A 20929-nucleotide genomic window follows, 5' to 3' on the forward strand; every position below is an offset into this window, starting at 1 on the left:
AGGAAGCAAGGAAGAGAGAAGATTTGTTCCCTCTCCCCCTCTCCCCCTCCCCCAATCTCGCACTCCCCCCTCCCCCAATCTCGCACTCCCCCACTCTCTCAGTCTCCAATTCGCCCATGCAGCTCATCGATACTCACGTTCATATCAACTTTCAGACTTTCAAGTCGGAGTTAGAAGCCATTCGAGAACGCTGGCGCGAAGCTGGTGTAGTTCGATTGGTTCATTCTTGTGTAGAGCCCGAAGAGTTTGCTGGAATTCAAGCAATTGCCAATCAGTTTGCAGAAGTCTCTTTTGCGGTGGGGCTTCATCCCCTAGATGCCGCCAAGTGGAAAGACGAAACTGCAAGCCTGATTAGGGAATTGGCAAGTTCTGACTCTCGGGTAGTGGCGATCGGCGAAACAGGACTAGACTTTTTTAAGGCTGACGATCGCGAACACCAGTTTAAAGTGTTTGAGGCACAGCTTGAAATTGCCCGGGAACTTGACAAACCAGTCATTATCCACTGCCGCGACGCCGCCGCCCCGATGGCCGAAATGCTGCGGAACTTTTGGGAAAGACGCGGCCCGGTGCGCGGGGTGATGCACTGCTGGGGAGGCACGCCAGAAGAAACCCAGTGGTTTTTAGATCTGGGTTTCTACATCAGTTTTAGCGGCACTGTCACCTTTAAAAAAGCCTTGCAAATACAAGAATCAGCTTGTATGGTAAATAGCGATCGCATCCTAGTCGAGACAGATTGCCCTTTTCTCGCGCCCGTACCCCAGCGGGGAAAACGCAACGAACCAGCCTACGTCTACTACGTAGCCGAGCAAGTTGCTAAATTGAGAGGAGTTTCTCTGTTAACTTTGTCCCAGCAGACAACCGAAAATGCCTGTCAGCTATTCGGGTTGTCACTTTAGTTGCTAGCGCATAGAGAAACGAGGAAAACAGGTGGAGTTCGGGGCAAAAGATAGGAAAAATCCCATCTATATCCCGATCCAAAAAACCGGATTCATCCTTAATCTCAGATTCTTTGGGAGTTGCCGTAGTGCGATCGGATTTGCGTCCTATAATAATAAAAAGAACCGACCGATCGGGCGATCGCTTGCTCTGGGAGCCGTCGCAGTCGCCGAACTGCTAGCTTGGGCGAGGGCGCGCTAACCTTCCGGGCAGACAAAAACGTCAAGCAATACCTCAAACTTACACTCAATTTTACACATTACAAGCAACTTGGAACCTCAGCAATTTGGCAATAGCTGTAAAGTCAATTTTAGGAGTCAAATGTGTAAGGGATTTACCCTGGAGTACCAAGAGATCGGAGCTAAAAGAATCTCGATCGCAGGCAGAACCCGCACAAAAATAATGCGAGCAACCAATAAAAATAACCGTTGCAGCAGTTGGTAGGCGATCGAAAACATCATATAAATTCTCTCACACAATCCATCAAAAAAACGCAACAAGGTAAAAACGCCAAGCCTTGGCGCCATGTAAAAAGCTAGAGCCACTGCGGAAAAAGGACACCCATGACGACTAAAGATTACACAGAATTCGCCTTCACCTTGCCCGACTTGATCGAAATCCAGCGGGCAAGTTTTCGCTGGTTCCTAGAAGCCGGACTGATTGAAGAACTAGACAGCTTCTCCCCGATTACAGACTACACGGGAAAGCTGGAACTCCACTTCATCGGTAAAGACTTCAAACTCAAGCGCCCGAAATACGATGTAGACGAAGCTAAGCGCCGGGACAGCACCTACTCGGTGCAAATGTATGTCCCCACCCGCTTGATTAACAAAGAAACAGGCGAAATCAAAGAGCAAGAAGTCTTCATCGGCGATTTGCCGTTGATGACCGAACGCGGCACTTTCATCATCAACGGTGCGGAACGAGTCATCGTCAACCAAATCGTCCGATCGCCCGGGGTATACTACAAATCAGAAACCGACAAAAACGGCCGCCGTTCCTACAACGCCAGTCTGATTCCCAACCGCGGCGCGTGGCTCAAGTTTGAGACGGACAAAAACGATCTCGTCTGGGTGAGAATTGACAAAACCCGCAAGTTGTCAGCCCAAGTGCTGCTCAAAGCCCTAGGCTTGACGGACGGCGAAATCTACGACAGCCTGCGCCACCCCGAATACTTCCAAAAGACGATCGAGAAAGAAGGACAATTCGGCGAAGAAGAAGCTTTGATGGAGCTCTACCGCAAACTCCGTCCGGGTGAACCCCCCACCGTAGCTGGTGGCGAACAGCTCCTCAACTCGCGCTTTTTCGACCCCAAACGCTACGATTTGGGCCGGGTAGGCCGCTACAAACTCAACAAAAAACTGCGGTTGACAGTCCCCGATACAATGCGGGTACTGACATCCCAAGATATCTTGACGGCGATCGACTATCTTATAAACCTGGAATTCGACATCGGCTCAACGGATGACATCGACCACTTAGGCAACCGTCGCGTCCGCAGTGTGGGCGAACTGTTGCAAAACCAAGTGCGCGTCGGATTGAACCGCCTAGAACGGATTATCCGCGAACGGATGACCGTTTCCGATGCCGACGCCCTCAGCCCTGCTTCCCTAGTCAACCCAAAACCGCTGGTAGCAGCAATCAAGGAATTCTTCGGTTCCTCGCAGCTATCCCAGTTCATGGATCAAACCAATCCTCTAGCAGAACTGACCCACAAACGCCGGCTGTCCGCCCTCGGCCCAGGAGGCTTAACTCGCGAACGCGCAGGTTTCGCAGTGCGGGACATTCACCCGTCCCACTACGGCCGGATTTGCCCCATTGAAACACCAGAAGGCCCCAACGCCGGACTGATCGGTTCTTTGGCAACCCACGCCCGCGTCAACCCCTACGGCTTCATCGAAACCCCATTCTACCCAGTCGAAAAAGGACAGGTACTGCGGGATAAAGCCCCGGTATACATGACAGCCGATGAAGAAGACGACTTGCGCGTCGCCCCCGGAGACATCAGCCTCGACGAAAACAACAACCTCTTGGGCGAAACCGTAGCTGTTCGCTACCGCCAAGAATTCACCACCACCACCCCGATGCAGGTGGACTACATGGCGATTTCGCCAGTGCAAATCGTCTCCGTCGCCACCTCCCTGATCCCGTTCTTGGAACACGACGACGCCAACCGAGCTCTGATGGGCTCGAATATGCAGCGGCAAGCTGTGCCGCTACTGAAACCAGAACGCCCCCTCGTGGGTACGGGCTTGGAAGCTCAAGCCGCCCGAGATTCCGGGATGGTGGTAGTTTCTAAGGTCAACGGCGAAGTAATTTACATCGATGCTACCCGGATTATTGTCAAGCCCCTGGCGGTAGATGCAGAGTCGAATTCCAGCGAAGAACATTTCATGATTCGCGAATACGACGAGCTCAAAGCCAAACAGCCCTCGGTGTGGAAGCAAAAATATGCCGGCTGCATCGAACACGAATTGCAAAAATATCAGCGCTCTAACCAGGATACCTGTTTAAACCAGCGTCCTTTGATCTATGAGGGCGATCGCGTCGTAGCAGGTCAAGTGCTCGCCGACGGTTCCTCCACCGAAGGCGCCGAACTCGCCCTGGGTCACAACATCCTTGTAGCATATATGCCCTGGGAGGGATACAACTACGAAGACGCCATGCTCATTAGCGAGCGTTTGGTGTACGAAGACGTATACACCTCGATTCACATTGAGAAATACGAAATCGAAGCCCGCCAAACCAAACTCGGCCCTGAAGAAATCACCCGGGAAATTCCCAACGTCGGGGAAGACGCGCTGCGCCAGCTAGACGAACAGGGCATCATCCGCAAAGGTGCTTGGGTAGAAGCCAGCGACATTTTGGTAGGGAAGGTGACTCCGAAAGGCGAATCCGACCAACCCCCCGAAGAAAAACTGCTCAGAGCAATCTTCGGCGAAAAAGCCCGAGACGTGCGCGACAACTCCCTCCGCGTCCCTAACGGCGAAAAAGGCCGCGTGGTGGACGTGCGGGTTTTCACCCGGGAACAGGGCGACGAACTGCCCCCCGGCGCCAACATGGTTGTCCGCGTTTACGTAGCCCAAAAACGCAAGATTCAAGTCGGCGACAAAATGGCCGGCCGCCACGGTAACAAAGGTATCGTCTCCCGGATTCTGCCGATGGAAGATATGCCCTACCTACCCGACGGCACCCCGGTTGACATCGTACTCAACCCGTTGGGCGTACCGTCGCGGATGAACGTAGGTCAGATTTTCGAGTGCTTGCTGGGCTGGGCCGGCGAAAATTTGTCGATGCGGTTCAAGATGGTGCCGTTTGACGAAATGCACGGCGCTGAAAAGTCGCGGGAAACCGTTCACGGCAAATTAGAGGAGGCGCGCGAAAAAACTGGTAAACCTTGGGTATTTAACGAAAAACACCCAGGCAAAACTATAGTTTACGACGGCCGCACCGGCGAACCGTTCGATCGCCCCGTAACAGTCGGCATCGCCTATATGCTCAAACTCGTCCACTTGGTAGACGACAAAATCCACGCCCGGAGCACGGGGCCTTACTCGCTGGTAACGCAGCAGCCTTTGGGCGGCAAAGCGCAGCAGGGGGGTCAGCGGTTCGGAGAAATGGAAGTTTGGGCTCTCGAAGCGTTCGGCGCAGCTTATACTTTGCAAGAGTTGCTGACTGTCAAGTCGGACGATATGCAGGGTAGAAATGAGGCTTTGAATGCGATCGTCAAAGGCAAAGCTATTCCCCGCCCCGGTACGCCGGAATCCTTCAAAGTGCTGATGCGGGAGTTGCAGTCTTTGTGCTTGGACATTGCCGTGCACAAGGTGAATACGAACGACGAAGGCAGCGAGCACGTAGAAGTGGATTTGATGGCGGATGCTGGCGGGCGGCGATCGCCCTCCAGGCCTACCTACGAATCGCTTTCTCGCGACGAACTCGACGAGGATTAGGAATTAAAGATTTTAGATTTTTTGGCAACATTCAATCTAAAATCTTTAATCGATACTCTCAAATGAAAATGCCTCAACAGTGTTCGTACCACTGTTGAGGCGAATCAACGCTCTAACTAAGGAGATGCGCTGACATGATCATTGTAACAGTTATCCCCGGAATTGAAGGAGAATTCGATCGGGAGACAGGCTGTATTAACTGGCAAGGCAGTAAGTTTAAAAACGGTTACGGGCGCAAGTGGCTCGATGGCAAAACGGTATTAGTCCACCGCTTAGTCCTCGAATCGAAAATAGCAGGATTCCTCGATTCCGGTTATTTTGCTTGCCACACCTGCGACAATCGAAGCTGCATCAACCCGGAACATCTCGTAGCAGGGTCTGCGGCTGAGAATACCGGACAGATGATGGGGCGCGATCGCAAAACTCCCAGACGCAAAAGTATTCCGGGAATTGATAAATTGTCCATCCAACAACTGCGCGAAATTCAGACTAAATATTTATCGGGAAAAGTCAAGAACCACCTAGCAAAAGAGTATGGGGTACAACATGAAACTATTACTAAGATAGTTCAGACAAATATCCCCGATAACTTCACCACAGTTTCCCCACGCTTTGTAGGAGAAATTCAAGACAATGGCTGCATAATTTTCCAAGGCGCAAAAGATGGTTCAGGCTATGGTAGGTACTTCAAAAATGGGAAATTAAAATCAGTTACTCGTGCTGTTTTAGCAGAGAAATTAGGATATGAACTTCCCACCTATATGGATGCTTGTCATACTTGCGATACTCCCAGTTGTATTAATCCAGAACACCTCTGGGCTGGTACTCGCACTCAGAATTTATTAGATGCTTCCAAAAAAGGACGCACCCAAGGAAAAAGTCATCCCCTTTCCAATGCCAAATTAGACTGGGAAAAAGTGCGAGAAATCCGGCAAAAACTAGCAGCAGGAGAGAAGATGAAGGATCTAGCTGAAGCATACGGCGTAAATCCGATAACTATACACAATATTAAGTATCACGTGACTTGGAAGGAAGAAGGCGAAGAGGTTCCGATTCCTCGTATGGGTGGATATCTCGATCGCAAGCTGACTTTTGCTCAAGCAGAGGATGTGCGAGAACGAATTAAAGCTGGAGAATCCATTGCTAAAATTGCTCTGGAATTTGCAGTATCGACAAGTGTCATTTATGACATTAAAAATAATGTCACATATAAAGGAGTCTGACATTGATTTAATTGCCAAACAAACAAACAATCAATCAAAACAGATAAATTACAGCAAATAATTTCAAGTAAATCCATCGATTGGAGTCAAGAATGGCTAAGATAGAACAACGATTTGATTACGTAAAGATTGGGTTAGCTTCACCTGAAAGAATTCGACAATGGGGAGAGAGAACTTTACCCAATGGTCAGATGGTTGGCGAAATCATCAAACCAGAAACAATTAATTACCGTACATTAAAACCGGAAATGGACGGGTTGTTTTGCGAGCGCATTTTTGGGCCTGCAAAAGATTGGGAATGTCATTGTGGCAAGTACAAAAGAGTTCGTCATAGAGGCATTGTTTGCGAGAGATGCGGTGTTGAAGTTACTGAATCTCGCGTCCGCCGCCACCGCATGGGATTTATCAAATTAGCAGCTCCAGTAGCTCACGTTTGGTATCTCAAAGGCATCCCCAGTTACATGGCAATTCTGTTAGATATGCCGCTGCGAGATGTCGAACAAATTGTCTATTTCAATGCCTATGTTGTGCTGAATGCTGGTAATGCGGAAAAGCTCCAATATAAGCAATTGCTTACCGAAGATGCTTGGCTGGAAATAGAAGATGAACTTTACAGCGAAGATTCCACGCTGACAGGCGTAGAAGTAGGCATTGGTGCGGAAGCTTTGCAAGTTTTGCTGCAAAATATTCCGCTAGAGAGCGAAGCGGAAAAGCTGCGGGAAGATATTGCTAATGCTAAAGGTCAAAAACGCGCGAAGTTAATTAAACGTTTGCGGGTAATTGACAACTTTATCGCTACGGGTTCTCATCCCGATTGGATGGTACTCAATGTGATTCCGGTGATTCCCCCAGACTTGCGGCCGATGGTACAGCTAGATGGTGGACGTTTTGCAACGAGTGACCTGAATGACCTTTATCGGAGAGTTATTAACCGCAACAATCGCTTAGCCAGATTGCAAGAAATTTTGGCGCCGGAAATTATCATTCGCAACGAAAAGCGGATGTTACAAGAAGCTGTGGATGCGCTAATTGATAACGGCCGCCGGGGCCGGACTGTGGTGGGCGCAAACAACCGTCCGCTGAAGTCGCTTTCGGACATTATTGAAGGGAAACAAGGTCGTTTCCGGCAAAACTTGCTCGGTAAACGGGTTGACTATTCTGGACGTTCGGTAATTGTGGTGGGGCCGAAACTGAAGATTCATCAGTGCGGTTTGCCGAGGGAAATGGCGATCGAGCTTTTCCAGCCCTTTGTCATCCACCGCCTGATCCGTCAAGGATTGGTCAACAACATCAAAGCAGCCAAAAAATTGATTCAACGCAACGATCCTAGCGTTTGGGACGTGCTGCAAGAAGTGATTGAAGGACACCCCGTCATGCTGAACCGGGCCCCGACGCTGCACCGTTTGGGGATTCAAGCTTTTGAGCCGATTTTGGTGGACGGGAGGGCGATTCAGCTTCACCCGCTAGTCTGTCCGGCTTTTAACGCTGACTTTGATGGCGACCAAATGGCGGTACACGTGCCTTTGTCTCTGGAATCTCAGGCTGAAGCGCGCTTGCTGATGCTGGCTTCTAACAACATTATGTCGCCGGCAACCGGAAGACCGATCGTCACTCCTTCTCAAGATATGGTGCTCGGTTGCTATTACTTGACAGCCGACAATCCTAACGGTCAAAAAGGAGCAGGTCACTACTTCTCTAATCTTAATGATGCGGTTGTCGCTTACGAACAAGGCATCGTGGACTTGCACTCCTACGTGTGGGTGAGGTTTCAAGGCGCGATCGAAAACACAGAACCCGAAGGTGAACCGCTGAAGGTGGATCGATCGACTGACGGTACTGTGACGAAAGAATACAAGTTCCGTCGCGTTCGGGAAGATGCAGAGGGTAAGAGGATCAATCAGTTTATTCGGACTACTCCGGGCAGGATTATTTATCACCAAACGATCGAATCGGTAATTAACAATTAGAAAGATGGTAAGTAAGTCGGTGTAAATAATTCAAGGTTTGTAGTGAGGGCTTTAGCCCTGTCAAAAAGGACTAAAGCCCTCACTACGAAAAAATCTCAGTAATTGTCAAATTACTTAACACACTTTGTTTTATTAGTGCCTACTTACTTAATTGGTGATTGGTGATTGGTAATTGTAATTGGTAAGTCCTAAAGACGAAAAAATGAGGTGCGATTTAGCGGCAAGGTACACAAAGCGCACCCTAAATATCGATGTTAGGCTGCTGAAATTCTATTAATTGCCAATGACCAATGACCAATGACCAATGACTAATGACTAATGACTAATGACCAATGACTAAATTACTAACAGCAGAAAAATGACAGAAAATAAGGAAAATAAGGAAATTGTTTTTCGCAATCGAGTTGTTGACAAAGGTCAGCTCAAAAAATTAATCTCTTGGTCATTCATGAACTATGGAACAGCCCGCACGGCGCAAATGGCCGACAAACTCAAAGACTTGGGTTTTCGGTTTGCGACCAGAGCGGGAGTTTCGATTAGCGTAGACGACCTCCAAGTACCGCCAATCAAACGACAACTGCTCGAAGCAGCCGAAGAAGAAATCCGGATTACCGAACAGAAATATACCAGAGGCGAAATCACCGAAGTCGAACGCTTCCAAAAAGTAATCGACACTTGGAACAGCACCTCGGAAGACCTCAAAGACGAAGTAGTCAAAAACTTCCGCGCCACCGACCCGTTGAACTCGGTGTACATGATGGCATTCTCCGGCGCCCGGGGGAACATCTCCCAAGTGCGGCAACTCGTCGGAATGCGTGGATTGATGGCAGACCCCCAAGGCGAAATCATCGACTTGCCAATTAAAACCAACTTCCGGGAAGGACTCACCGTTACCGAGTACATCATTTCATCCTATGGAGCCCGCAAAGGCTTAGTAGATACCGCCCTCCGCACCGCCGACTCGGGCTACCTGACTCGCCGGTTAGTGGATGTATCCCAAGATGTCATCGTGCGGGAAGTAGACTGCGGCACCCAACGGGGAATTCGCGTGCGGCCGATGACTGACGGTGCTACTGTGCTGATTCCCCTGAAAGATCGGCTGCTGGGGCGGGTGTTGGCCCGAGATGTGGTCGATCCCAAAACCAAACAAATCGTGACTTTTGAGAAGGAAAGAGCTGTCCGCAACCAGCCGATTACTGAGGAGCTGGCAGGGGAAATTGGTAAGTCGGGAGTGCCGGAAGTTTATTTACGATCGCCCTTAACTTGCGAAGCTACCCGTTCGGTTTGCCAGTGCTGCTACGGTTGGAGTCTCGCCCACTTGCAAATGGTGGATATGGGAGAAGCGATCGGGATTATTGCCGCTCAGTCGATCGGGGAACCGGGAACCCAACTCACGATGCGTACCTTCCACACGGGCGGCGTATTTACTGGAGAAGTTGCAAAACAAGAACGGGCACCATTTCCCGGTACCGCCAAGTTCAAGAACTTACGCACCCGCGCCTTCCGTACCAGACACGGTGAAGAAGCCCTCGTCGCCGAAAACAACGGCAAACTTGTATTCGAGGGCGACGGCTACGAAGAAGGCAAATCCGGCGCCAAAAATCAGAAACTGAAAGTAGAATTCGCGATCGTCCAAGGTTCGACTCTGATGGTCAAAGACGGACAGCGCGCCATCCCCGGTCAAGTTTTGGCAGAAGTGCCGATCGTCGGACGCGCCGCCCGCAAAACCACCGAAAAAGTCACAACGGACGTAGCATCCGACTTGGCCGGCGAAGCTAAGTTTGCCGACTTGGTACCGGAAGAAAAAACCGACCGTCAAGGCAATACCACCCGCACCGCCAGCAGGGGCGGGCTGATTTGGATTCTTTCGGGCGAAGTCTACAACTTGCTCCCGGGTGCCGAACCTGCGGTCAAAAATGGCGATCGCATCGCAGCCAACAGCGTCATCGCCGAAACCAAACTGATCTCCGAACACGGTGGCGTAGTCCGCATCGCCGACGAGCGAGAAATCGAAATCATCACCGCGCAAGTGCTGCTAGATCAAGCCATAGTTCGGGCAGAAAGCGCCGGCGGCCGCGACCACTACATCATCGAAACTGCTTCCAACCAACGGTTTTCGCTGAAAACAGCACCAGGAAGCAAAGTCATCAACGGCGAAGTCGTGGCAGAACTGCTCGACGACAGCTACCGCACCGCCACCGGAGGCATCGTCAAATACGCCGGCGTCGAAGTTCACAAGCGCGGCAAAGCCAAACTCGGCTACGAAGTTGTCAAGGGCGGCACCCTCCTGTGGATTCCCGAAGAATGCCACGAAGTCAACAAAGACATCTCCCTGCTGTTGGTAGAAGACGGCCAGTACGTCGAAGCCGGTACCGAAGTTGTCAAAGATATTTTCTGCCAAACCAGCGGTGCGGTAGAAGTTACCCAGAAAAACGACATCCTCCGGGAAATTGTGATCAAGCCCGGGACGCTGCACTCGGTCGATCGCCCGCCGCTCACTTTGGGCGAAGGTCAAATAGTCAGTGCGGGTCAAGAAATCTTCCCCGGCTTGGTTGCCGAAGAACTCGGCTATGCGGAATACATCGAAACCCCCGAAGGCCCGGCATTGCTGCTGCGCCCCGTCGTCGAGTTCCCCGTACCCGACAAACCACCCATACCTTCTCAAACAGCGCTCAACGAGTCGATCGCCCTCAAAGCAGTCCAGCGCCTCCCCTACAAAGACGGAGAGCGCGTCAAATCAGTCGAAGGACTCGAACTGCTGCGGACTCAGCTCATCTTAGAAATCGGTTCCGGGGCGCCGCAACTGGCTGCGGATATCGAACTTTTGCCCGATGAGGGGGACGCTTTGGCTTTTGGTGCCGACGGTTCCGGCCCGGCTTGGGGTGGCGACGAAGCGGCGGTGGCGTCGCAAGAAATGGTTCTGGTTGAAGGCGAAGAAGTCGCAGCGCCTTCTCGGATTTTCCGCTTGCAGTTGGTAATTTTGGAATCGCTGGTAATTCGGCGGGACGTATCGGCCGATCCGACCCAAGGCAGCACCCACACCAGGCTGCTGGTAGAGGACGGACAGTCGATCGCCCCCAGCGCAGTAGTCGCCCGCACCGAGATTCTCTGCAAAGAAGCGGGGATCGTCCGGGGCATCCGCGAAGGGCAGGGCGAACCCATCCGCCGGTTGTTAGTCATGCGGGATGCCGATTCTGTGACAGTTTCAGTAGCGGGTACGCCGGAAGTTAGCCCCGGTCAATTACTCGTAGCCGGTACCGAAGTAGCGCCGGGAGTCATTCTGGAAGAGTCCGGCCAAGTCGTGAAAGTTATACCAGCCTCCGATAGCGGAGAACAAGCCAAAATAGTTTTGCGAGTAGCCCGTCCTTACCGGGTTTCCGGGGGTGCGGTGCTCCACGTAGACGACGGCGACTTGGTGCAACGGGGAGACAACTTAGTCATCCTGGTGTTCGAGCGAGCCAAAACTGGGGACATCATTCAAGGTTTACCCCGGATTGAGGAATTGCTCGAAGGCCGGAAACCGAAGGAAGCTTGCATTTTAGCCAAGCGCCCAGGGACGGCTCAGGTAGTTAACGACGACGATATGATCGAACTGGCAGTAGTAGAAGATGACGGCCGGATCGAGCAATATCCTTTATTACCCGGCCAAAACCCGATCGTCACTGACGGACAGCGCGTTGGCGTCGCCGAAGCCTTAACCGACGGCCCCGCGAACCCCCACGAAATTCTGGAAGTATTTTTCCAGGTACTCAAAGAGCGCCAGCCTACCTTCGAGGCTGCTTTGGAGAGTTTCCAGCAGGTGCAGACTTTCCTCGTCAACGAAGTGCAATCGGTTTACCAGTCTCAAGGCGTGGATATTTCCGACAAACACATCGAAGTCATCGTCCGCCAGATGACCAACAAAGTGCGGATGGAGGATGGCGGCGACACCACCATGCTCCCGGGCGAGTTAGTCGAACTGCGCCAAGTCGAACAGGTGAACGAAGCGATGTCGATTACCGGCGGAGCGCCAGCAGATTACACTCCCGTACTGTTGGGGATTACCAAAGCTTCGCTGAATACCGACAGCTTTATTTCCGCTGCTTCCTTCCAAGAAACCACAAGGGTGCTTACCGAAGCTGCGATCGAAGGCAAGTCTGACTGGCTGCGCGGCCTCAAGGAAAACGTGATTATCGGCCGCCTGATTCCTGCCGGCACTGGGTTCAACGCCTATGAGGATGCCAGCGTTCAGGATGCCGGTTTTGACGGTGCCGTGTTTGACGACGACATCCAGGATTTGCAGGAGGATGTTGTGGACGATCGTACTGCCCGTCGCAAGTATACGATCGAAAGTCCTTTTGATGTTGGTCGCGCCTCTGACATTGAATCCGATGAGGATTTTGAGGAAGTTGAGGTTGATGAGGACGATTTTGTCCCTGATACTGATGATGATTCCTTAGGTGCGATCGCCGATGATGATGATGATATCGGTTACGACTTCGACGAGGACGAAGATTAAAACGAGTGTTTTGAGATAGATTGCCGCGCAGCCAGCGATCCTGAACTGCGCGGCAATTTTTGAGAGATACTCCCAACCAACAGGCGCAAGCGTTGGTTGCAATACGGTTTACATAAGGCAGATCCCCCCTAACCCCCCTTCCCAAGCAGGGTGGATTAATTGTCAGGATAGGAGATATAAAACTACCAAAAGTATCGCTCAAAGGTCGGCTCGCGCGATCGGCCAAGGTACGTAGTTGCGCGAAGAGCGCTCTTTATAAGATTAAGAAAGAGCGCAAAGATCGCAACTACATACCTAATTTGTCTGACGACAATAAAACCACCCTGCCTAACCCCCCTTCCCAAGGGGAGTAGGGGGTGGGACAAGAAAGCTCTTAAGTCCCCCTACAACCAGGGGGATGCGAGGGGGATCTCCGGGGCATAAAAAGTGTTAAGTAAACCGTATTGGGGTTGGTTGAAAAATCTTAAATTTTTGCTTTCAAAACTTAAAATTAAAAATTCACAGCCGAAAGTGCGATCGGCACATCAAATCGCCCGAAAAAAGAACGCAGAAGATATTCAGCCGCAGGCATAAATCAGAATTCAATAAAACTTGAAAATTAAAAATTTTAATTTTTTGAATCAACCTAAAATTAAAATTATTTCTCCCTTATAATACCAATTTAACAAATTAATACAACATTAGTTGTAGGCTGTGGATCCACGAAAAATTCGTAGCTATATATCGACAATTTGACAGAGCCGCACCTGACCACAATGGTACGATCGACCAAACACAACATTTATTGTGTCGCAATCTTTTGTCAAAATGGTATTATAAACACGCTCGCATTATTCAAGCCAGTCTGCGAAAATAACTATTTGTTCTGATGTGGGTTTAAGCACGAATTCGTAGGTTAGATTGAACACTAGGTCTTTAAGAAATATCAAGACTTTTCTTAAAAAGTCGATCAAATAAAAGCCGTCCTAGAAGGACGGGGCTGAAGAAGCCAAGTTTTCGGTAAAAGACCGCTAACCCAAGCGTATTAAACTACAAACTTCGTGGCTTCCCTCCGTTACAGTTGTTACATCCGACAGCCGACGAATCCGTTGCTGAACTTCCTGCTTCAAATATGATTCGCTTACTCAGGGAGCAAAGCCTTGATCCGATCGACAAACTCTTGATGGTCTACTACGGGTTTAGAGATGTAACCGTCGGCACCGCTTTGATCCAGAAAAGTTTCTCTATCACCGGCCATCGCGTGAGCCGTCACCAATATAATCGGCAGCGAGGCGGTTTGCGGGTCAGCTTTCAGCAGTTGAGTAATCTTAATGCCGTCAACAGATTTTCCCTGGTACACGCTGCGCGAAAGAGACACGTCCATTAAAATCAAATCAGCTTGGCCGGCCGCAGCAATCTGCATCACCTCTTCAACATTTTCCGTGTGCTTGACAGCTAAGCCCCCCCGCTTAGTAAGTATTTTGGAAAAAACTCGAGCATTAACCAAATCGTCCTCTACAATCAGAACGGTTTTCATAAATAAATATGGGAAGTATGGAAACTTTGCGACATTAGTCCAAAGAGGAACACGGCACGGGGATTAGATTCCCCGTCAAAAATGCAGAGTTTTTAGCGCCATCAGCCGGGAACCCTGAAAAACCCGCATATATTCGTTGAGTGACTACCGTGGGAGGGTGTACAGATGCCGAGAAGCATCCATTACCATCATTTAGACTACTACTACAGACAGATACATTTAACCCGGTAGAAGCTGAAAATCAACCTTTACTGTGTATGGCACAATTTTGTAAGATGCAATCTTACGCCTTTGTTTCGCGGATCTGTCACAGCCTTTAACAAAAGGCTAAAAGTGCCATTTATATCACGCCCGATGCCATGACCGCAAGAAGGGCAAACTGTTGGTTACCTTCTAACTTTTTGTGGTTATGTCCATACTTTGAACAGGTTTTAGATGTATATTCTTCAGTCAGTCTGCTACAATACATCCGCGCTTAGATGCGGAAATGCTTTAACCTAAAATAGGGTGAACCTATTGATATTACTACAATCTACCACAGTCTACTAGAATATTTCAAATAATTGTCTACCTTAGATAGAGTGTTTAGTTGTTTTTTAGAACTAGACCTGACACTGGCGCTCGTCTCACGATCCCCCGGTAGCAAGTTTTTAGTAACCTGTTGTCGATTTAAATTGTATATTTGAATTCTCTATTCCCCTTCACGGTTACATTTTCTCCCCGACGACCGAGAATCTCCCTCTCTCCCCCGAATATCGCAGACAATTTCGGGATTGCTACTGCTTATCCTCTCTTGTGGTCAGGACTCCAACTTGTACCATTTTAGATTTTAGATTTTAGACTGGGGACGATCGCTCGGATAGGGGTATGAAGGTGGACTGAGGTTGAGGGCAGTTCCATTACTTTTTGTAACTGCTATGGGAGTCTCGGAGCCTTGACAATTATTTTCTTTCTTGCTCTTAGAGTCAAGCAATGTTGATTGACCTACTCGGGCCTTCGCATTCGGATCGGAGTACCCAATATAGCGGGGATGGTTGGGGATTCGCCATTCTCAGTTTTGACCGCTATCGAGCTGGTGTCAGAGGCTTGAGAGTTCGCCCGGATAGATTTTGAATCCGCTGAATTCTGAACGATCGGCCTTTGTGAGCGATTATAAGGAAAAGCATGACTGTGAATCAACCTTCTCGCGGCGGCGGAGGTAAATCGACAGGTAGGCGCAAAGGTAGGCAACATAGACGTTAGCTATCTCACGGGAAGCCCCGCGCTCTATCTGAAAGATGAGCGTCGGGATGAGAGCAGGGCTGTTGACGACGCTCCCTGAACGAATTGGGCGTTGCCCAACAGACTCGCAGGAGATGGAGGAAACAGTCAGTTAACCTCCTGGATTGTCGAAAACCTTGAAATGCCCTCAGAGAATTGTTTTCACGCTATATTGTCAATGGTCGTTGACCCGCCCGACTGCTCGAACAGACAGGCTACAGTAGCGGTCAAACGCTTGCCACAGCAAGACCAGAGTTCGGGGAAGGAATACGCCTAGCTGGTTGGCAATTGCCGTAAATCCATGGTGTATTGTGCGAGTAGAACTTAAACTCCTTGGGACGCAGGGAGCCTGCCCGGTCACTATCACGGGATAGCGAAAGAGTCAGTAGCAATGTGTTGATTGATTCATTGACTAAAACCTCTGGACGCGGTGTAAGACCAACACTATCTTCGGATAGTAGAGGCAACGGCGGATGAAACGGGAAGCCCGCACTGTATGCATAGCATCAGTGTCGAGTACGTCACTGTAAGAGTGGAGAGTAAGAGGCAAGTCTTGCCAGTCTTCGGCACTGCTTTTACCTGTTACATTTATTTTTCTCCTCCCGCTGGGCGGTTTGGTCGAACTATTGGTTCGCTGCACCAGCAAACGCTTTTCATTCGATACAGGCAACCCGATCGCGATCGACCCCGCCCACAAACGGATACCGTGTCCCCACAATCGTCGTGGAGATCCCAAAATTTTAGACTAAGAGTTCAATCCCCGAGATTGATCTGTGGAGTAAATCTAAAGTCTACAATCTAAAATCTAAAATCTATGGACTGACAGGGGCTGTCTTCACTCAGGAATTAACGGACATAAGGACTCATGGCTAAACAACTCAACCTACTTTCCGGGCAAGTAATTTCTACGCCTCTGCACGCCGAGATGCAGCAATCGTACCTCGAATATGCCATGAGTGTGATCGTCGGGCGAGCTTTGCCTGATGTCCGCGACGGTTTAAAACCTGTGCACCGTCGAATTTTGTACGCGATGCACGAACTCGGTTTGACACCAGACCGACCTTACCGCAAGTGCGCCCGGGTAGTTGGAGATGTTTTGGGAAAATATCACCCCCACGGCGACCAATCGGTTTACGACGCTCTAGTCCGCATGGCTCAGGAGTTTTCGAGCCGCTATCCTTTGCTGGCGGGTCACGGCAATTTCGGTTCGGTGGACAATGACCCCGCTGCTGCGATGCGCTACACGGAAACTAGACTGGCATCGATCGCCCACGAAGCCATGCTAACCCAAGTCGGCGATGCAACTGTTGATTTTACTGGTAACTTTGACAATTCCCAGCAGGAACCGACGGCGCTTCCTGCCCAGTTGCCGTTTCTTTTGCTCAACGGCTGTACTGGCATTGCTGTCGGGATGGCTACTAATATCCCGCCGCACAATTTGGGCGAGGTGGTAGACGGTTTAATTGCTTTGATTGAAAATCCGGAGATCTCGGATGAAAAGTTGATCGAACTGATTCCGGGCCCAGATTTTCCGACCGGAGGGGAAATCGTCTCTACAGAGGGCATTGTTGACGCCTACACTAAGGGTAGAGGTAGTATTGCGGTCAGGGGTATAGCTGGGGTGGAAGAAGTACCTGGGAATCGCAAGGTACGAACTAAAACGGCGATCGTCGTGACGGAGTTTCCGTTTCAGGTAAATAAGGCGGCTTGGATTGAAAAGGTGGCGGACTTGGTAAATGCCGGCCGCCTCGACGGTATTTCTGATTTGCGTGACGAGAGCGATCGCGAAGGCATTCGAGTTGTAATTGAACTTAAACGAGAATTTACTCCAGAGGCGGTGCTGGCTCGTCTTTACCAACAAACTGACCTGCAAACAAATTTTGGCGCGATTTTGCTGGCAATTGTCAACGGTCAACCCCGACAGTTGACCCTCAGACAATTGTTGCAAGAATTTCTGGATTTCCGAGAGGTGACTCTCACCCGCCGCTACAATTACGAGTTGCAGGCGGCAGAACGTCGCTGTCACATTGTCCAAGGCTTAATGTTGGCTTTGACAAATCTTGATACTACGATCGACATTCTCAGAAATGCTCCTGACGGTTCTACGGCTAAGCAAATTTTCCAAGTTCGCCTCAATTTGAGCGAAAGTCAATCTGATGCGATTTTGGCGATGCCGATGCGCCGGCTAACTGGTTTGGAAAGAGAAAATTTGCAGTCAGAGTTGGATGAGTTGACGGCGAATATTCAAGAATTGCAGCGGCTGTTGAGCGACAGGCGCGAACTTTTGAAGGCTTTAAAGAAGGAATTGCGATCGCTAAAACGCAAGCATGGTGACGAACGCCGCACTAAATTTGCTCATGGAATTGGACGCGCGAGAACTTCTGAGACACAACCGGCTGGCAAGAAAAATGCTGGTGTGAAGCCTTTGTTGCCGGCAATAATTTCTCCTAATCTATTGCCCGATATTGAGCCGGAGGAAACTATTGTTGAATTTTCGCACAAGCAGTACGTGAGACGCTTGTCGGCTGGGGAACGTCCGCGCTCGAAAAGTCGCGAAAAATCGGTTTCAGCTTTAGAAAAAAATGAAGATTTTATTGTGACGGCAAACCTGACAAAAACCGATCGCACTTTGGTCGTCTTAATTCCTAACGGCAAAGCTTATCCGCTGAAAGTCGCCGATATTCCTAGTAGCAGCCAAAAAGACCGGGGAACGCCGATTGTTAGTTTGTTGTCGCCCAGTGCTACTAAAGAAAGTGCAGGTCGTGCTTTCTCGGAAATCACAGTTGCACACTTTATTTTGCCGGAAAATTCGGAGGCTGCGGATTTAGTAACTCTGACTCAACAAGGCAAAATTAAGCGCTTGCCGATGCAGGAATTTGCTGAGCTGACTAATCGCGGTGTGACTGTTGTTAAACTCAAGGAGGACGATCGACTGCGTAATGCTAGTCTCAGCAAAGTTGGCGACCAAGTGGTCGTCGCAACTTCGGGAGGTCGAGTCCTCCGATTTGATGTTGATGACGAACAACTGCCGCCCATGGGCCGCACCGCCCAGGGTTCTCAAGTCACCAGGTTGCGGAAGCAGGAACAGTTGGTGGGTTGTATTACGATCGACCGGGAGGACAGTCTGGTGCTATTTTCGGAGTTGGGTTGGGCAAAACGAATGCCTGCGGGTTCTGTCAGGCTGACTAACCGCGGCGAAATCGGCACTCAGGCTTTTCGCTTTGCAGAGCCTAAAGATGCTTTGGTTGGATTGCTGCGGGCTGTTCCGGGTACGGATGTTAAACTTTTTACTACCGCTGGCCGCTTGCTGCGATCGACTGTTGATGCTATAGCTTTTTGGGGGAAGGATGCTCCGGGCGATCGGGTTTTTGACCTCAATCCTGGTGAAAAAATTATCAAAGTTATCAGTAGTCAATAGTTATTGGGGATTGGGGATTGCGAATTGGGCGAAGCGAAGCGGAGGGATGGGGCATGGGGCATTAGCCAAACAGGTCATTGGGCGAAGCGAAGCGGAGGGATGGGGCATTGGGCATTGCGAATTGGGCATTGCGAATTGGGGATTAATCTGATTTCTTGTTTCTGACTTCTGAATTCAACATCCATCCGTTAAATCAATTAAATCCCGTACACTGCTGATTGCGGAACTTCCTCCTTCATTAGACCTCCTGCGAAAGTATTTTATCGATCCTTTAACAGTAGCCATTTCAGCCATTATTAACTAATAATAAAAGATTGGCCAGACATACTGGTAATTATCGGTTCTGTCGATTAGGTGAGGACTTTCGCAGGAGGTCTATTGAATATCCCAATTACAAATTACAAATTACAAATTACAAATTACAAATTACAAATTACAAATTACAAATGCCCAATGCCCAATTCCCAATGCCCAATTCCCCATCCCTCCGCTTCGCTTCGCCCCATGCCCAATGCCCCATCCCTCCGCTTCGCTTCGCCCAATGCCCCATGCCCCATGCCCCATGCCCCATGCCCCATGCCCCATCCCTCCGCTTCGCTTCGCCCCATGCCCCATGCCCAATGCCCCATGCCCCATGCCCCATGCCCAATCTAAAATCTAAAATCGTTTGATGGCGCAAGTTGTATTAGAAAATATCTACAAAAGTTTTCCCCTCCGCCAAGGAGAACAGGAAAAAGTAGCAAACAACGTCGCAGAAAGTGTCTCAACAGAGACTCCTAGCTCTTCGGCTAACACTGTTTTGCGGCGGATTAACCTGACCGTCCTAGACGGAGAATTCATGGTGTTGGTGGGGCCTTCGGGCTGCGGAAAAAGCACTTTGCTGCGATCGATCGCCGGTTTGGAAGTTTTGACAGCCGGCAATATCTGGATTGGCGATCGGCTCGTTAACGATTTGCCTCCAAAAGACCGAGATATCGCTATGGTATTTCAAAATTATGCTCTCTATCCTCACTTAACAGTCTACGATAATCTCGCCTTTGGATTGCGCCGCTCACAGAAGGAAGAAGGTTCGGCAACGAGCACTGTACGGGATTTAACGGATGTAACGGATAGAACGAACAAGGTAAAAGAGAGAAGGAAAAAGGAAAATGTTAAAAGGAAGCAGCTAGAAGTTAGCGGGTATTCAGTAGAAGAGAAAGAGAAAGATCAAGACAAAACAAGCAGTGAGAAGGCAAAAGAAATTAAAAATCAAATAAAAAAGGCGATCGATTATTTAACTTCTAATACTGTAAACAAGGAGCGAATATATACTTTAGGGGAGGACTTTTTAGTGGGAGCAACTCGCAAGCTTCCTCCGGGTTTACGCTATTTGTCTGAACGGGAAAAGGCGGTAGGAGAACGAGTTCTGAAGGTAGCTCAATTATTGCAAATAGAACCGCTTTTAAATCGCTTTCCGAAACAACTTTCGGGAGGACAAAAGCAGCGGGTGGCTTTGGGTAGGGCGATGGCTCGAAATCCTGAAGTGTTTTTGATGGACGAACCGCTATCGAATCTTGATGCGAAGTTGAGGGCGGAAACTCGATCGCAAATTGTGCAGTTACAGCGGCAGTTGGGCACTACTACTATTTATGTGACTCACGACCAAACTGAGGCGATGACTATGGGCGATCGCATTGCTATTATGAATGCTGGCCAGCTTCAGCAAGTCGCTAAGCCTCTGGAGCTTTACAACAAGCCGGCGAATCTATTTGTGGCTGAGTTTATTGGTTCTCCGCCGATGAATTTTTTGCCCGTGCAGTTTACCGCCCCGCTGTTGATTTCTCACCCGCAATTTCGCTTTACTTTACCAGATATTTGGGCGAAAAATCTACAAAAATATGACGGGCGAGGACTGATTTTGGGCATTCGCCCGGAACATCTCAGCATCAACCCTCCTGCTACCAAAAATCTGTCTGTACAAGTGGAAATTGTGGAGGCTTTGGGACACGAAACTTATTTGCGGGTGTGTTTGACTGACGATCCGGCTGTGCGGATGCAGGTGCGGGTGCCTCCCGATCGATCGATCCGTGTTGGCGAAGAGCTTTGGTTGGCGATCGCCCATGACAAAATTCACTTATTCGATCCTGATAACGAATTGGCGATTTTTCCTCGGTAGGAAACA

12 protein-coding genes are annotated in these 20929 nt (G+C 49.7%); 9 read left to right on the top strand and 3 right to left on the bottom strand.

Annotated features, from left to right (window positions below):
• Positions 1–116: 116 nt before the first annotated feature.
• The 6 genes from QZW82_RS23120 to QZW82_RS23145 all read left to right on the top strand — a co-directional run bounded on the left by QZW82_RS23120 (position 117) and on the right by QZW82_RS23145 (position 12574).
• Entirely contained in the window at positions 117–896 is a 780-nt protein-coding gene (locus QZW82_RS23120; RefSeq protein WP_293153439.1) for a TatD family hydrolase, read from the top strand.
• A 31-nt stretch (positions 897–927) separates the two neighbouring features.
• Complete coding sequence (locus tag QZW82_RS23125) at positions 928–1137, top strand: hypothetical protein (protein WP_293153442.1); 210 nt, start codon at positions 928–930, stop codon at positions 1135–1137.
• Positions 1138–1499: 362 nt separating this feature from the next.
• Positions 1500–4886 carry a DNA-directed RNA polymerase subunit beta gene (rpoB, locus tag QZW82_RS23130; RefSeq protein ID WP_293153445.1) on the top strand — a complete coding sequence of 1129 codons (3387 nt, stop codon included), beginning with the start codon at positions 1500–1502 and terminating at the stop codon, positions 4884–4886.
• Positions 4887–5020: 134 nt separating this feature from the next.
• Positions 5021–6109, top strand: a complete 1089-nt coding sequence (locus tag QZW82_RS23135; RefSeq protein WP_293153448.1) for an HNH endonuclease — start codon at positions 5021–5023, stop codon at positions 6107–6109.
• Positions 6110–6201: 92 nt separating this feature from the next.
• Positions 6202–8076, top strand: coding sequence for a DNA-directed RNA polymerase subunit gamma (locus tag QZW82_RS23140; RefSeq protein ID WP_293153451.1), 1875 nt, complete (start codon positions 6202–6204; stop codon positions 8074–8076).
• Positions 8077–8434: 358 nt separating this feature from the next.
• On the top strand, positions 8435–12574 hold the full coding sequence (locus tag QZW82_RS23145) for a DNA-directed RNA polymerase subunit beta'' (RefSeq protein WP_293153454.1): 4140 nt from the start codon (positions 8435–8437) through the stop codon (positions 12572–12574).
• Positions 12575–13694: 1120 nt separating this feature from the next.
• Here the strand turns inward: QZW82_RS23145 and QZW82_RS23150 are convergent.
• Positions 13695–14090: a response regulator gene (locus QZW82_RS23150; protein WP_293153459.1), complete on the bottom strand. Its 396-nt coding sequence runs from the start codon at positions 14088–14090 to the stop codon at positions 13695–13697.
• A gap of 1333 nt (positions 14091–15423) precedes the next feature.
• On the opposite strand from QZW82_RS23150, the gene QZW82_RS23155 reads away from it, so the two are divergent.
• A complete protein-coding gene (locus QZW82_RS23155; protein ID WP_293147232.1) occupies positions 15424–15627 on the top strand; it encodes a hypothetical protein in 204 nt (67 codons plus the stop codon).
• A gap of 135 nt (positions 15628–15762) precedes the next feature.
• Here the strand turns inward: QZW82_RS23155 and QZW82_RS23160 are convergent, their stop codons facing one another.
• Complete coding sequence (locus tag QZW82_RS23160) at positions 15763–16086, bottom strand: hypothetical protein (RefSeq protein ID WP_293153462.1); 324 nt, start codon at positions 16084–16086, stop codon at positions 15763–15765.
• A 129-nt stretch (positions 16087–16215) separates the two neighbouring features.
• Between QZW82_RS23160 and QZW82_RS23165 the strand changes: the two genes are divergently transcribed.
• On the top strand, positions 16216–18768 hold the full coding sequence (locus QZW82_RS23165) for a DNA topoisomerase (ATP-hydrolyzing) (protein ID WP_293153465.1): 2553 nt from the start codon (positions 16216–16218) through the stop codon (positions 18766–18768).
• 440 nt (positions 18769–19208) lie between these two features.
• Here the strand turns inward: QZW82_RS23165 and QZW82_RS23170 are convergent, their stop codons facing one another.
• Positions 19209–19397: a hypothetical protein gene (locus QZW82_RS23170; protein ID WP_293153468.1), complete on the bottom strand. Its 189-nt coding sequence runs from the start codon at positions 19395–19397 to the stop codon at positions 19209–19211.
• A 41-nt stretch (positions 19398–19438) separates the two neighbouring features.
• On the opposite strand from QZW82_RS23170, the gene QZW82_RS23175 reads away from it, so the two are divergent.
• Positions 19439–20923 (top strand): ATP-binding cassette domain-containing protein, encoded by a 1485-nt coding sequence (locus QZW82_RS23175; protein ID WP_293153470.1) that lies wholly within the window; start codon positions 19439–19441, stop codon positions 20921–20923.
• Positions 20924–20929 lie beyond the last annotated feature (6 nt).

It is taken from the genome of Microcoleus sp. bin48.metabat.b7b8b9.023, assembly GCF_013299185.1.
GTDB lineage: Bacteria > Cyanobacteriota > Cyanobacteriia > Cyanobacteriales > Microcoleaceae > Microcoleus.